Genomic DNA, 14,498 nt, shown 5'->3' with positions numbered 1-14,498 from the left:
CAGTATCAAACCCATATTAGCTCAATAGCGTGACAGATGGAGCAAATATAGGTCCCAAATAATTACCCAATTGGCTGAATTTTCGGGTTGATCACTGCAGGCCGCACGCCGCAAATAATTGATTGAACCTGTTTTCCCAGCAATGATCCCGGCGTGCGCGCTGCCATCCAGCCTCCCGCAGGCGTTCTGCAGCTTCAGTGTTGGCAAGATAGAAGCGCGTCTTGTCGATCAACTCGTCCGACGAACGATAACAATCGATTTCTCGGCCGATCTCGTAAAAATGCTCGATCTCTGGCGTGTAGCCGGTCAGAAAGCATGAACGGGACATCGGCCCCTCAAAATCACGGAGCCGCACATGCGGGATTAATCGCGATCCGGGGCGGCCGTCGCTCCATACATTACTGAAGTTTAGGACGACGGCATGTGCAGCAAAGGTTTCCGCAACACCACGGGCATAGCCGCGGACATGCGGTGCCAGCATCGCCCGTTCCTTGCGCGCACGGCGGCGCTGGCCAAGACGGCGAGCGATCCGCCATGTCGCGGCGGCCAAGCCGTCATGCGCAATAAGATATTGCATCTCGGCCAGATAGGCCCGCGCACTTCCGGGCGGGACGATGAGTCGGCCAAGCCGGGCTTGTTCCGCTGCAGGCGTCGTCGGCGTGCTGTCCGCATCGCCCCAGCCGCGCCCATAGACGCTGAACGGCACGTCCGATTGATGCAGCGCGGCGAGCAGCGTTGCGCGATCCGCATAGCGTTGACCGACAAAACACGCGTCATTCTGGCGCGTCACGCCAGGATAGGGCTGATAGACATTGGGGTCTGCCGCCATTTGCACCCAAATAGGATTGGCACCGATCCCCCGATAGGCCGGGCCGGCGTCCATTTCCGCATGCCACGCAAAATCTACGGCCGGCGCAATCGCTGAGACCAGGTCGAACTGATAGATGCTGTTGCAATAGAAATTGATCGTCGGGATGCCCAGCGCGCGGATATCCGCAAACCCCGCCGGATCGAAATGCGCATTGTAAAAATAGCTGAGGAACAGATCGATCGGCTTTGCGGCATGCGCTGCGCGCACTTCATCGATAACGGCCTGTGTAATCCGAGCGCGAACCTCCCGTTCTTGCGCCGTAAAATCATGCGCAATCTGCATGAAATCGCTGGCGCCCTGCAGATCGACCGCTGAATCCACAACTTCATGCCCAAGCCTCGCCAGCGCTGGCAAAAAATTGCTCGCCCATAATTCAGCGTGATATTTTCCAGGATCTTGGGCGTGCCGAATGCCGGTGAAGATGCGCATGACCGTTATAAGCGATCAACGATGGCCATCTTCATACCACCACCCCGGCAACGCCATATTCGGTCGATCACTGAAGTTCGGCACGTCGAGTGGGTGGGGGAAAGATGAAGCAGGTGCTTTTTCGCCAACCCGATCATTACGCAAAAATGTTGCCTCAATCCCCCAGGGCATGTCGATCCCCGCATAGGAGAAATTTTCGCAATAATTATTGGGGTGCAAGTGCACGCAGGTGAAGCGACTGAGGAGGTGGCCAAGCGCTTCCTCGGCAAAATCAAAAAATGGCCGCTCCGTCCACCGGTTGAGCCCATGAAGTTCGATAACGATGATACGAAACCGTGCGAGCAAGGCAGGCGGTGTGCGATAGAGGACCTGATACTCTGCGCCTTCAATGTCCATTTGCAGGATCAAATCGCCGCTGTGATCGCCGACTGACGATCGCACCCAATCGTCAAGCGTGATGAACTGATCATCATTATCAATGCCCAGATACTTCTTCAGGAACACCGATTCCGGAAGATCGATCGTCGGCGATTCGACTGACCAATCCGCGAGGAAGGACCGGATACCGGCGCGCTCGTAAAGGTCACGCTCAAAGGTCGAGCTCGTCGAAACGCCAGGGGAGAAACAGGCGTCTATGTCTGAGAAATCATCCGGAACCAGATAGCCCCCGTCACCGGCGCCACCGAGACGAACCAGTTGCGGGCCGGCATCCATGGGGCGCATCCGTCTCACAAGTGCCTTGATCCGGGCGGGATCGGTCTTGGGTTCAAGCCGATAGCCAAGTCGGTTCGCCAGCCGGGCGAAGAAATGGTCAGCCATCATGCGGCGCTGCCAAGGGCAGAGACCGCCGGGTTGCGCTTCGACTGCGATCTGTCCGCATCCGGCGTGGCACTGGCACCCGGCAAGACGGGCTCAATGACCACATCTCCATGCGGCATCAGCGCATAGGCACCATGGCCAGATGACTGCTGAAAATTATGTGTATTGCCGCCGGGGCTGCACCACGCCACCTCGAACGTCAGCGCATCGCGGACGATATGGTCCCAATTGCTGTTCACAACCGACGTATAGAGATCGACATGATAGCGGCCGGCGGCTAGCAAGACCGGCCCTAGCGATACCCGAACCCGATAGCGCCCGGCGACTTTCGGCAAGGCGAGATCGGTAAAATGGGCCAGCGAAAACATGCCAAGCGGCGCGCTCTGCGCATCGTTGAACATTGCTTCTATGGACAGACGCGGGGAGCCATCAGTCTCGACGACAATCTCTATGTTTAGCGCTTGCGCAACGTCATAAAGCGCCACTGCAGACCCCAGATCGTTGACAATCTGGGCAGAAATAATTCGCGTGTGCAGGCCGGCCCCCGCAAACTCCGCGTCCGGCGCCCGCGCGGCACTGGCCGCAGACTGATACGCCGCAATCGCCATGTCGGTGGCCCCATCAAAAACGATCCGGCCGCGATCGAGCACGATACATCTGCTGGTGAGGCTTTTGATGGCCGCCATATTATGGCTAACAAACAACACTGTTCGCCCTTCGCCAGCAATGTCGTGCATCCGACCGAGGCATTTGCGCTGAAACTCAGCGTCGCCCACCGCGAGCACTTCATCGACCACCAGGATTTCGGAATCGAGATGAGCGGCAACGGCAAAAGCCAGACGCGTGTACATACCGCTGGAATAGCGCTTCACTGGCGTGTCGAGAAATTGCTCAACGCCTGAAAAAGCAACGATATCATCAAACCGCGCGTCAATTTCGCGGCGGGTTAGGCCCAGTATCGTGCCGTTGAGGTAGATATTCTCGCGGCCGGTCAATTCCGGGTGGAACCCCGTGCCCACCTCCAGCAGACTCGACACGCGGCCAGCCACGCGCACCTCGCCTGCGCTCGGCTCGGTAATGCGCGACAAGATCTTCAGAAACGTGCTTTTGCCGGCCCCATTGCGGCCGATTACGCCGATCGCCTCGCCACGGGCGATGTCAAAACTAACATCGCGCAAGGCCCAGAACTCTTCTTTGATCTCGGCTTTGGGTTTGGTGAACATCGATCTGGCCGCGCCCATCACAGCGTCACGCAGCGAACGATAGGGTGCTGGCCGATGATCATGCGAGATCGTGTATTTTTTGCCCAGTCCCTGCACCCGGATCGCGAAATCGTCGGTCATATGTTGTCCGCGAAACTGCGTTCCGTCTGGCGAAAATAGCCAATGCCCAGGGCGAGCATGATCGCCACCACGCCAACATTGAGCACCATGCCCACCGGGTTGAGCGGGTTGGTCCCGCCGAGAAGGCACCAGCGGAAGCCCTCAATCGCGCCTACCGCAGGGTTGAGATAGAGCAGAACCTGCCATTGCGGCGGCAAAATCGTGATCGAAAAGCCAACTGGGGTCACATAGACGCCGAACTGAATAATGAACGGAATAATATAGCGAAAATCGCGATATTTGACGTTCAGCGCCGTCACCAGCAGCGCTGGTCCGAGGCTGGCCAACAAGCACAGGACCGTAAAAACAGGCAGGGCAAGTATCTCGACCCCAGGCGCGAACCGATAGCCAAGGAACAACGCCATCAGGATGATGAAATTGATGCCCAAATCAACCAGCGCAACCATCGCCGCCGCCACGGGGATGATCAGCCTTGGGAAATAGACTTTGCTGATCAGATTGGCGTTGCCAATCAGGCTTGCGGATGCCTCACTCAGGATCGTCGTGAACAAGAACCAGGGCAGCAACGCCGCAAAAACCAGCAGCGCATAGGGCACATCAGCAGGTGTCGGCAGCTTGGCAACCCGGCTGAATACAAACGTCAGCGCCAGCATCGTCAACAATGGCCGCAGCAACGCCCAGGCGACCCCAATGACGGTCTGCTTGTAGCGAACAGCGATGTCCCGCCACGCCAGCACCACGAACAACTCGCGATAGCGCCACAGGTCCCCCCAATATTGCCCGCTCGATCGCCCGGGCGCCAGGATCAGCACGGCGCGCGATTTCTGCGCTTGGGCGGGCGGACCGTTCATCGCAGCTGTTCCGGGCCCTGCTTCTTCAGCCGCCGAAAAAGCGCAAAACTCGCGCGCGAGACGGGTCGGCGCTCAAAGCGCATAAAGCAGCGATAGCCATCAACGATCGCACCGATGCGGGTCTTCAATCGGGACCATTCAAGCGTGTACAGCGCGACCTTGATTGTCGACCCGGCCAGCAAGGGGATCAGGCTCAACGCCGGCGCATTTTGCCAGGCGAAAAGAATCGTGTTGCGCGATCCGTAATAATCCATCCGGTGCCAATCGCGTATCGGCGATTCATGGTGCAATATTGGATCTGACCGCCCGATGATTGTACAATATCCCGCATCGATCATTCTGATACCATAGTCCAATTCTTCGCCCTGGTGCACCAGATCACCACGATAGCCGCCCAGCGACAAGAAAATATCGCGGCGTAATGCATGTGCGGTGCCTATAAAATAGGCACAACGCCAAATGCCGGAGTCAGATGGCGGAACCTGAAACACTATATCGCCAGTCTTGCTGGGTTCCTTGAACGGGATAGCGACGGCCCCGATCTTGGGATCAGAAAAGAGCGGCAGAATTTGTGCAACAACATGTGGCGTCGAAAATTCGGCATCATCATCAATCGACACGATGATCGGTGCACGGGCCAGTTTAGCGCCGATATTCCGACGGACGATTAGCCCGGCAGATGTTTCAAAGCGTTCGATCCTGACCGCAGGAAATTGCGCACGCACCATCTCGCTGGTGCCATCGTGCGACCCATCATCGATCACCAGCACCTCTACTGCCGCGGTCTGGGCGATTGCGGAACGCAGCGCCCGCGCAAGATCATCCTTGCGGTTCTTAGTGGTGATCACAATGGTGGCGCTTGGTAGGGCCTTGTCATCCAGCATCGGCGATCATCCGCTGCTGCCGGGCAGGCACCCCAGCCACCACTGCCCCAGGCGCAACAGCGCTGGTCACGATCGCGCCGGCCGCAACCACGGCATTATCGCCGATCGTCACCCCTTTTAAAATGATCGCCCCAGCCCCAATCCACACATTGTCACCAATTGTCGTCGCGGCGCCGCGCAAGGGCTGGTCCCGGACAAGCATGCCCGGTGCAAAGCCATGATCATGATCGGTAATGTAGCAATGCGGCCCAATCATGCAGTTGCGCCCGATCATGATCGCAATAGAGGCATCGATCATCGTGAACCGATTGATATAGCTGCTATTGCCAATCGAAATGCCGCCGCCGCTTGGGCAGGCGGTGCACAGCAAGACCACATGATCATCAAGCGCCACGCCATCCGCCAAGCGGATGCTGTGCCAATCGCGCGGGATCGAGATGTTGCGCAGCCAGGCGCGACCTTCGATCTGTACCCCAAGCGCGCGGAACCACCAGTTGCGCCGTCGGGAACTGGCACCACGCGCGATCTGGATCAGCTTTGCCGCTAAGCTCAACGCTGGCCCCTGGCTGAAATTAGCCCAAGGCCGATGATGACCGGCGCCCCTAACAAAAAGCGCAGCCGACCGATCCGGGCATTCAATGCAAAGGACCGCAGATATAACTCCATGCTCCGCCTGGGCATGTGATTGCGACCAAGTGCCAAAATTGCAGCGCGAAGGTGAATCCCGACCATGCCGCGCGTGATGGTCCGGGCTCGGGCACTGATCCCATAACGACCCGACTGCCACTGCGCGAGCAACGCCTTGCACCCATAAAATGCTAGCAATAGCGATTTTGAAATCGATCCAGGGTGGTCGCGCTTGGCATAGGTTGGCGGGGCGACAATATGCATGAAGCCGGGCTGCTCCCCCAACCGGAGCATGAGATCATGGTCCTCGGCCACCTTCATGGCTTCATCAAAGCCGCCGGCCTCGATAAATATGTCGCGCCGGACAGCCACCATACCGCCCGCAGCGTAGAGGCCAGCGGCCGCCGCCTCCAGATAATCCTGGTATTCCACGATGTCTGGTGGGCAATATTCAAGCGCCGGCGCAACATCGAAAAATTCGACAAAATTCCCACAGATGATCGCCGGACGATCCCCCCAGGCAAGCGCCTCGGCGAAACAGGATAAGGCCCAGCGCGGCGCGAGATCGTCGCTGTCGATAAAGAAAAGATAGTCCCCCCGCGCTATGCGCGCACCGCAATTTCGCGCCGAACCGGGGCCCTGATTGTCCTTGGTCAGCACAATCAAATCGGTCGATCCGGCGAACTGATCGGTACAATTATCGATCGAACCATCATCGACAATGATTAGCTCAAAATCCTGAAAATGCTGCGTACGAATGCTGTCGATACAGGCTTCAATCGTCCTCCGGCTATTGTAAACCGGGACGATTATGGAAAAAGCTATATCCGTCGCAATAGTGACCGTCACTCAACCCTCCTGGCGGTCGTATTTCTTTTTCAGCATTCCCCAGGGCGTCAATAATAAAATCTGTGGGGCATAGTTCCTTGGATAGCCCGATGAGCCGACTGCACTGTTATATCGCGCGTAAGCAAGACGATGTCGACAGAGTTCACTATTTTACGGGGAGGTAATTGCCAGGATCATCACTTCCAGGCGCACTCGGTAGCAACCAAGAATGACGCTGCATATTCGGTAGCCAAATGGCGAGCTCAGCGGCATGCTTTATTGCCGATAGGAAAAATGCCCCGCCGTTGCACCGGAGAATAACAGTCCATGGCCGATCAATTTGACCTAGCGGGAAGCCGGATTTGGGTTGCCGGCGACCAGGGCATGGTTGGGCGCGCGATTACCCGCCGATTGTCGCGTGAGACCGTGACGATCATCACCCCCCCAACCCGCATTGATCTCCGCGATCAGGCGACGACCTTTGCCTGGATGGAGGCGAACCCCGTTGATCTGGTATTTTTAGCGGCCGCCAAGGTTGGCGGCATCGCAGCAAACAGCGCCCAGCCTGCCCAGTTTCTTTATGACAATCTGCTGATCGCAGCCAATGTGATCGAAGGCGCCCGCCGCGCCGGTGTCAAGAAGCTCGTTTTCCTAGGCTCTTCCTGCATTTACCCCCGTTTGGCTCCCCAACCGATTACCGAGGACGCATTGCTCAGTGGCCCGCTTGAACCCACCAACCAATGGTATGCGCTCGCCAAAATTGCCGGCCTGAAATTATGCGAGGCGTATCGGATCGAATATGGGTGCGATTTCATCGCCGCGCAGCCGACCAATCTCTACGGCCCCTTCGACAATTTCGATCTTACCTCAAGCCATGTGCTACCGGCCCTTATTCGGAAAGCCCATGAAGCGAAAATAGCCGGTGCAGCAAGATTCACAGTCTGGGGAAGCGGCGCGCCGTATCGCGAATTTCTGCACGTCGACGATTTGGCTGACGCTTTAGTGTTCTTGGCGCGCCACTACAGTGAAAATGGTTTCGTCAACATTGGTAGCGGTGACGAGATCACTATTGGTGATCTGGCGACATTGGTCGCAAACATAGTCGGCTTTAACGGTACCTTGATTTTTGATCAGTCGCGCCCGGATGGCACACCGCGAAAGCGCCTCGATACCCAAATACTCGATAGTTTTGGCTGGCGCGCTGCGATATCGCTAAAACAGGGGGTCTTGGAAACCTATGATTGGTTCAAAGCCAGCACGGAAGAATAGCGTGAATGTTTCCAATTTTTCCCGATTCGATAGCGACAGCAAATATCCGTAATTCCTAAGAATATTTACAACTTCACGACAACCTCCTATGTGCTTATGTGGTTCAGATGAATCGGAGAAACTCTGATTCTCTGCCAGCATGTGATGCCGATCTGTGATCAAGGGAGGTCGAATTTCGGTGAATGTGAAGCAAATCATCGCTTCTGAGGTATCCGTTGTTGATCGAAACTCTCTGTTTCGTGATGATTTTGTTCAGTTATCAGGCGCTCTTTTATTATCATTTTTGTTACCAACATTTGTATTTCAGCTGTTTGGCTGGAAATTACTACCGACAACTCAGTTAGAAATTTACTTCTCAATCGCATTCATGGTCATGATTGGCCATTATTTTTTTCGAAGACTGATTTCATTTCCAGGCGCGAGAAGTTCTTCATACATATTGCCGATTTTCAGCTCGGCCTTCATCTTATCAATCGCAATAATGTTCTTCCTGCGCGCCGATTATAATCGATCCTATATAATATTAAGCTATGTTGCCTGTATTGGGTGGTATTTTCTATGCCATTTTATGGGAAATCGCGCCAGAAAGCTACGACTGGCGGTCATCCCGCTAGGAAAGGCGATTAATGCTGGTCAGATAAGGAGCATCGACTGGCTGTGGCTTCGGGACGAATTGCTGGATTTGCCTGATTGCGACGGAATCGTGGTCGACTTTCGTTCCAAACTTTCTGATCATTGGGAAAGATTTGTTGCCGAACGGGCAATAACGGGGATGCCGGTTTATCATTTCAAACAAATCGAGGAATCGGTCACCGGCAGAGTTGATATCGAGCATCTTTCTGAAAACAACTTCGGCTCGCTTATCCCAGGCCTTGCCTATATCAAGATAAAGCAGTGGATTGATATGGCGTCGGCACTTGTGATCGGCGTGGCGTTGTTGCCGATGCTGTTGGCCGTTGCGATCGCCATCAAAATTGATTCACCCGGCCCGGCGTTATTCCGGCAAAGGCGCATGGGCTATCGCGGCAAGAGCATCACCGTTTTCAAATTTCGGACCATGGCCCACCAACCGTTCGAGCAAATTGAATCCCGCGAAGCCGCGATTACCCAGACCGGCGATGCCCGAATAACCCGGCTCGGCCAACTTCTTCGGCGCACCAGAATTGACGAGTTGCCGCAGATTGTGAACATCCTGCGCGGTCAGATGAGCTGGATCGGCCCGCGCCCGGAAGTCTGCGCGTTATCCGAATGGTATGAATCGGAAATTCCGTTCTACCGGTATCGACATATCGTCAGACCAGGCATTACCGGTTGGGCACAGGTTAATCAGGGGCATGTGGGCGACGTCGAGAAAGTGCATATCAAGCTGCAGTTTGATTTTTACTACATCAAATATTTCTCGCCCTGGCTCGATGCGTTGATTGTTATGCGGACGATCCGCACGATGCTGACTGGCTATGGGTCAAAATAAGCTAAGTCGCGACGCGCTCTAGCAGCATTTTCCAGCGACCGATCGCCGCGCTGCGGCTATAGTCTCGATCGATTAGCGCGCGCGCCGCCCTACCCATCGCAGCAACTCGGCCAGAATCGCCGGCAAGGGCCCTGATAGTCTCAGCCAACCCATCGGCATCGCCCGGCATGATCGCTAAGCCGCACCCTTCGCGGACGGCAATCCGGCCAATTTCGCCGTCTGGATCAGTCACGGCGATGACAGGGCGCCCCGCCGCAGCAATGCCATAGAATTTGCTTGGGACGATTAATCCTTCAAGCTCAGGCAGCAGCGATAGCCAATGCACATCGGCAACCGCCAGCGACTGAGACAGCGCCTCGCGTGGTTGGTAGGGGCGAAACTGAAAATGGTTCGTCAGGCCGGAAGCCTGAACGCGTTTGGACAGAGTCACATTTTCCCGACCGCCACCAATCATCAGAAAGACAATGTCTGGCCGGTCGCGGAGCAACAGCGCCGCCCGAAACAGGGTATCCGATTCATGCGCACGACCGAGATTGCCTGAATAGCCGACCACAAATTTTGAGTTGAGCGTCCATTCACGGCGAAATAGCGCCTGATCCGGCGGGATCGGCCGGATAGCAGCATCGTCCGCCCAGTTTGGAATAACGGCGATGCGGTCCGCTGGTACACCCAGCATGGTCAGCCGCTCAGCCATCCGGTCGCCGATCGCCACATTCGCAACCGCCGTCCGCAGCGAAACGTCGCGCAGCCGCCGAAGCGTGCTGCCGACCGGCCCGCGCAATGTCGCCACGCCCAGTTCGGCAGCAACTTCCGGATATAGATCCTGCAGCCAATTCACCAGGCGCGCGTGCCGAAGGCGGGCCACAAGCGCAGCCATCACCGAGAGCAAGGGCGGATCCGTTTTTGCAACGATCAGATCGCCGCGCCGGGCAATGGCAAAGAGGACGAAAAACGCTGAAAAATAGAAGGAAAGATAATCGACCAGGCGGCCGACGATACCGGCTCGCCCAAAAGATGTGGTGGCGACGCGGTGAATGGCGACCCCTGCGCGTGCGCTGCGCGAATCAAGCCGGATTGCCGGGTTTTCATGCTGTAGTCGGCTGGTGACAACTTCAACCTGCCACGCGGCAACTACCAACGCTTCGGCCAAGTCGGTCAATATTTGTGCAGTTGCGCTGTGATCCGGATAATAAAATCGGTTCACAAAAATCACCCGGCGTCTTCGGGCAACAATCATCGTGCAGGATACCGATCGCTGGCGTGAAAATATTCTTTAAGCCTGAGCAAGCCGGTCAACTCGATACAGGGAAGCGTAGGATAGCCCATCGTTTGAAAACTAGATTGGCTGATTAAACGGATTTGCGGAGATTCGTACGTATCAATTTCATGGATCGGCGCTGTCAGTTGTCCTTCACTTCTCGCCTTCCCGTTAGCGGGTAAAGTCTCACCGTCACAATTTGCTGCAGCCGTTGTTTTCCACATTCTCAGCCCCTATCCATCAGCATAATGATCGACTTCCTAAGGCAACGCTATCCGGACGAAATTTTAGCCATATCACTGGGATCATTTCCCAGGCTTGTATCACTTCAATCATCAAATTTTCAAAATTTGACCATTTTAGAGTATTGGACCGGAGAGATGTATGGCGCGAGCATATGATTTGACAAGACGCATACTCGTCACTGGTGGCGCCGGTTTTGTCGGATCGCATTTGATCGATCATCTACTTTCAAATGGTCACGAAGTCCTTTGTGTTGACAATCTTTTTACTGGTTCAAAGCGCAACATCGCGCACTTACACAACCATCCACGACTTGAATTCATGCGCCACGATGTTTGCTTCCCGCTCTATGTGGAGGTAGACGAAATCTATAATTTGGCCTGTCCCGCTTCCCCTATCCATTACCAACACGATCCCGTTCAAACGACCAAAACGTCAGTTCATGGCGCGATCAATATGCTGGGACTGGCCAAACGGTTGAAGGTCCGCATCCTTCAGGCATCGACAAGCGAGGTTTATGGCGATCCGGCTGTGCATCCGCAGACGGAAGACTATTGGGGAAATGTAAACCCGATTGGCCTGCGGTCCTGCTATGATGAGGGCAAGAGATGCGCTGAAACCTTGTTCTTCGATTACCATCGCCAGCACGGTGTTGAAATCAAGGTTGCGCGAATCTTCAACACCTATGGCCCGCGCATGCATCCATCCGACGGGCGGGTCGTTTCCAATTTCATCGTCCAGGCGCTCGCTGGAGAACCCATCACCATTTATGGCAATGGATCGCAAACGCGATCCTTCTGCTTCGTCGATGATCTTGTGCATGGGCTAGTTGCGCTGATGGAGAGCCCCGCCGAGCTCGTCGGGCCGATCAATCTGGGTAACCCAGTTGAGTTTACGATCCGCGAACTGGCGGAAAAAGTGATCGCGCTTACCAATTCGCGCTCGCCGTTGATCGAAATGCCGCTCCCGGCCGACGACCCCCAACAACGCAAGCCTGACATTACGCTGGCAAAAACCAGGCTGGGCTGGGAACCTGCCATTCCGCTTGCACAGGGGCTGCCCGCAACAATCGCCTATTTTCAGTCCCTGCGCGCAGCTTGACTGGCGCTCGCCGCTGATCGCTGCCCCGACCTGATCATCGCAACCGCATTATCGCTGCGGGGCTCGTGATCCCTTATGCATCGGCAATCACCATTTTGCCGCGCTCACGCTTCGCGCCTTCTGCAAATAGCTGCGATGTCACCGTCGACAAGGGCCGGGCCATGATTGCACAACAGGCGGCGAACAGGACCATGATGGCGGTCGTACGCAGCGGATAATCAACCAGGCTATGGGCCATGACCAGTGCCGTTGCGATACTCGCAGCGCGCGCAAATCGGGCGCGGGCGCCGCCTTCGCGCCAGGCAAAAAATGCCTGCCGCACCCACCACGCCAAAAACAGCGCAACCAGGCAAAGTCCGGCAAGCCCTGTCTCGAGCAGCACCTCAAGATAATCGTTATGCGCGTGATTGACGTAAAATTCTGATGCCGCCGCGTTATCGGCATAGCTGGGATAGACAAGCAGGAACGAGCCAAGCCCAGACCCAATCGGAAAGAAGTCGATAATCGCGAGATAGGTACGGGCAAAAATTTCTGTCCGGGAGGTGGTCCCTGTGCCGAGATCAGTCGATCCCAACCCGTTCAGCAACGGGCTTTGAAAAGCAATGACGACAAAAATCGCTGCCGAAACTGCCAGCAAACCGGCGACCACCGGCAAAGCAATCCGTGCATTTTCGACCCGCAAGAGGACAAAGCTGCCGATCACGGATGGCACGAGCAGGAGCAACCCTGCAATCGAGCGATCGGCGACGACGCCCAGCATGATGAAACCCGCCAGGCACGCCATCGCCGCCCATTTGCCAATATTGCCGGCCAATGGTCTTCTGGTGAAGTCGCCACCGTCATTGACAGTCAAGGCGGCAAGCAACGGCAGCGACACGACGCCGAGCGTCGCCAGGTGATTGCTGTTCGCAAAAAAACCGACCAGCTGCTCCCGATTGGTGACGAGATAGAAATAGAGCGGCGATTCCCGCCCGCCAGCAAGCTGTGCGAAACCCAACAGGAACGACGCCGCTGCCAGCGCCACTAGAGTCCAGGCGAAAAGTCTCAGGCTTTGCGATCCGCCAACGAAGATAATGATTGCCATGGCAAAGGGCGGAACCATCGCCGATAGCTGGGACAGCGTCGCGGCTGGCCAGAGCGAAATCGGAAGCCAGGGGAGTGGCGCGTTCAGCAATGCAAAGCCATTGATGGTGGCAGATCGTCCCGGCAGGTGCGCCCAGATCGACGGCGGCAACGGCACCAGCTGGACAAGGCCAATGACGACGACCCCTGCCCCCAGCAACAGCAACTGGCGCTCAGCCTGCACGATCCTGAGCGGTTTGCGCAACGCGACAAAGACGATAATCAGCAGCCCAAATACCTGCAGTGCGGCATTCGCCAGCACCCCACCACTGCTCGACCCGCCCAGCACCAGACACAGCGCCAAGTAGCAGGACGGCACTGCTTCGCGCAGCCGCGCCGTCATCCCGGGCTATCCAGATTAACGATCCGAACGGTCCGGATCTGCATCTCTGCGGCCCCAGAAATATCCGCTGGCGTGCCATCAAGGCTAAGCCTTTGGGCAGGGCAATCGGCGGCGACGGCAAAAGCAAAGCCCCGACTTACCGGCATTGGCGCGACCGGCACGTCAGCCTTGCCCAGCAGGCGCGTTTGATCGTCACCGCAAAAAAGCGTCCACCCGATCTTGCTCGATTCGGACGAGCCAAGGCTATGGGCTGTAGCGATGAAGCGATAGCGACCGGGCGGCAGCACCAACAGCTGATCAAGCAGATGGGCAGGTTTTTCGCCGAAATAGGAAATTTCCAGCCCTCCACCGTTGACGAAATCCACGCTGGCGTCGGGAGAATTGGCAAGGGTCCAGTTGAATGGCAGCGCCCCCGGCAATTGCCGGAAATGAGCGTCATAGACATAGCCGATTGAGGTCAAGGCGGATGCGGGCAGCGCGGCGACCCAGGCGAGATAGGCTTGGTCGTAACGACCACGCGCAACCAGGATCGCGACCAAGCCGGATTCGCCGACAAGCGTTGATCCGTTCCGGCCATCTGCACCGCCCAACAAAGCAAAAATCAGTGCAGGATCTGCGTTGGACCTTAGCAACTCGCTAACGACCGATTGACGCCAGAGCGGCCGGCGGCTGGCAAAGGCGATGATGCTGGACTGCGCGGCCGGTTCTTGCGCCAATTGGGCAAGTGCGACGGAAATTCGCGGGCGGGCGGGCCGCACCAAAGTGTACAACCAGTCGAGCTGATCGAGGGCGCGGGCATAAAGTCGGTGCTGGAGGGCATCTTTAGCCAGCCAAAGCCGTGCATCGACCAATTGCGGATCGCGGCGCACGGCTTCTGCGATCAAACGGCGCGCGCGAACCGTTTCGCCGCGACGACCGAGCCGCGCCCCTTCTTCCCACAACGGGAACGCCGCCAGCGGTGCCCAGGCCAACTGACCCGCTGCCCCGCCCGTGCCTGGGAGCCAAGAATGGGCCGGGCCGAGCACCTCGTCAGCACGAT

13 protein-coding genes are annotated in these 14,498 nt (G+C 56.6%); 3 read left to right on the top strand and 10 right to left on the bottom strand.

Going from position 1 to position 14,498, the window contains the following annotated elements:
* Window positions 1-91: 91 nt before the first annotated feature.
* Genes B7Y43_RS03455 through B7Y43_RS03425 form a run of 7 tightly spaced genes read right to left on the bottom strand, consistent with a single transcriptional unit; the run spans window position 92 to window position 6,673 of the window.
* Window positions 92-1,300, bottom strand: coding sequence for a glycosyltransferase (locus B7Y43_RS03455; protein WP_374130228.1), 1,209 nt, complete (start codon window positions 1,298-1,300; stop codon window positions 92-94).
* Window positions 1,301-1,315: 15 nt separating this feature from the next.
* The gene (locus B7Y43_RS03450; protein ID WP_374130227.1) at window positions 1,316-2,122 is read right to left on the bottom strand and encodes an FkbM family methyltransferase; all 807 of its coding nucleotides are present in this window, start codon (window positions 2,120-2,122) and stop codon (window positions 1,316-1,318) included.
* A complete protein-coding gene (locus B7Y43_RS03445; RefSeq protein ID WP_374130226.1) occupies window positions 2,119-3,462 on the bottom strand; it encodes a polysaccharide ABC transporter ATP-binding protein in 1,344 nt (447 codons plus the stop codon). Before B7Y43_RS03445 ends, B7Y43_RS03450 begins: the two co-directional genes overlap by 4 nt.
* On the bottom strand, window positions 3,459-4,313 hold the full coding sequence (locus tag B7Y43_RS03440) for an ABC transporter permease (protein WP_374130225.1): 855 nt from the start codon (window positions 4,311-4,313) through the stop codon (window positions 3,459-3,461). Before B7Y43_RS03440 ends, B7Y43_RS03445 begins: the two co-directional genes overlap by 4 nt.
* Window positions 4,310-5,197 carry a glycosyltransferase family 2 protein gene (locus tag B7Y43_RS03435; protein WP_374130224.1) on the bottom strand — a complete coding sequence of 296 codons (888 nt, stop codon included), beginning with the start codon at window positions 5,195-5,197 and terminating at the stop codon, window positions 4,310-4,312. The genes B7Y43_RS03440 and B7Y43_RS03435 overlap by 4 nt, the downstream gene beginning before the upstream one ends.
* Window positions 5,187-5,750: an acyltransferase gene (locus B7Y43_RS03430; protein WP_374130223.1), complete on the bottom strand. Its 564-nt coding sequence runs from the start codon at window positions 5,748-5,750 to the stop codon at window positions 5,187-5,189. Before B7Y43_RS03430 ends, B7Y43_RS03435 begins: the two co-directional genes overlap by 11 nt.
* A complete protein-coding gene (locus B7Y43_RS03425; protein WP_374130222.1) occupies window positions 5,747-6,673 on the bottom strand; it encodes a glycosyltransferase family A protein in 927 nt (308 codons plus the stop codon). The genes B7Y43_RS03430 and B7Y43_RS03425 overlap by 4 nt, the downstream gene beginning before the upstream one ends.
* Window positions 6,674-6,979: 306 nt before the next feature.
* Here B7Y43_RS03425 and B7Y43_RS03420 point away from each other — a divergent pair, with 306 nt between their 5' ends.
* Window positions 6,980-7,921, top strand: a complete 942-nt coding sequence (locus B7Y43_RS03420) for a GDP-L-fucose synthase (RefSeq protein WP_374130221.1) — start codon at window positions 6,980-6,982, stop codon at window positions 7,919-7,921.
* A gap of 178 nt (window positions 7,922-8,099) precedes the next feature.
* The gene (locus B7Y43_RS03415) at window positions 8,100-9,392 is read left to right on the top strand and encodes a sugar transferase (RefSeq protein WP_374130220.1); all 1,293 of its coding nucleotides are present in this window, start codon (window positions 8,100-8,102) and stop codon (window positions 9,390-9,392) included.
* Between the two features lies 1 nt (window position 9,393).
* Here B7Y43_RS03415 and B7Y43_RS03410 read toward each other — a convergent pair whose 3' ends face one another.
* Entirely contained in the window at window positions 9,394-10,596 is a 1,203-nt protein-coding gene (locus B7Y43_RS03410; RefSeq protein ID WP_374130219.1) for a glycosyltransferase family 4 protein, read from the bottom strand.
* 438 nt (window positions 10,597-11,034) lie between these two features.
* On the opposite strand from B7Y43_RS03410, the gene B7Y43_RS03405 reads away from it, so the two are divergent.
* The gene (locus B7Y43_RS03405; protein WP_374130218.1) at window positions 11,035-11,994 is read left to right on the top strand and encodes a UDP-glucuronic acid decarboxylase family protein; all 960 of its coding nucleotides are present in this window, start codon (window positions 11,035-11,037) and stop codon (window positions 11,992-11,994) included.
* A gap of 73 nt (window positions 11,995-12,067) precedes the next feature.
* Here the strand turns inward: B7Y43_RS03405 and B7Y43_RS03400 are convergent, their stop codons facing one another.
* Window positions 12,068-13,459, bottom strand: coding sequence for an O-antigen ligase (locus tag B7Y43_RS03400; RefSeq protein ID WP_374130217.1), 1,392 nt, complete (start codon window positions 13,457-13,459; stop codon window positions 12,068-12,070).
* Window positions 13,456-14,430 (bottom strand): tetratricopeptide repeat protein, encoded by a 975-nt coding sequence (locus B7Y43_RS03395; protein WP_374130216.1) that lies wholly within the window; start codon window positions 14,428-14,430, stop codon window positions 13,456-13,458. Before B7Y43_RS03395 ends, B7Y43_RS03400 begins: the two co-directional genes overlap by 4 nt.
* Window positions 14,431-14,498 lie beyond the last annotated feature (68 nt).

The sequence above is a fragment of the Sphingomonas sp. 28-62-20 genome, from assembly GCF_002281505.1.
The sequence above is the reverse complement of the archived record's forward strand: the minus strand, read 5'-3'. Positions and strand labels throughout refer to the sequence as shown.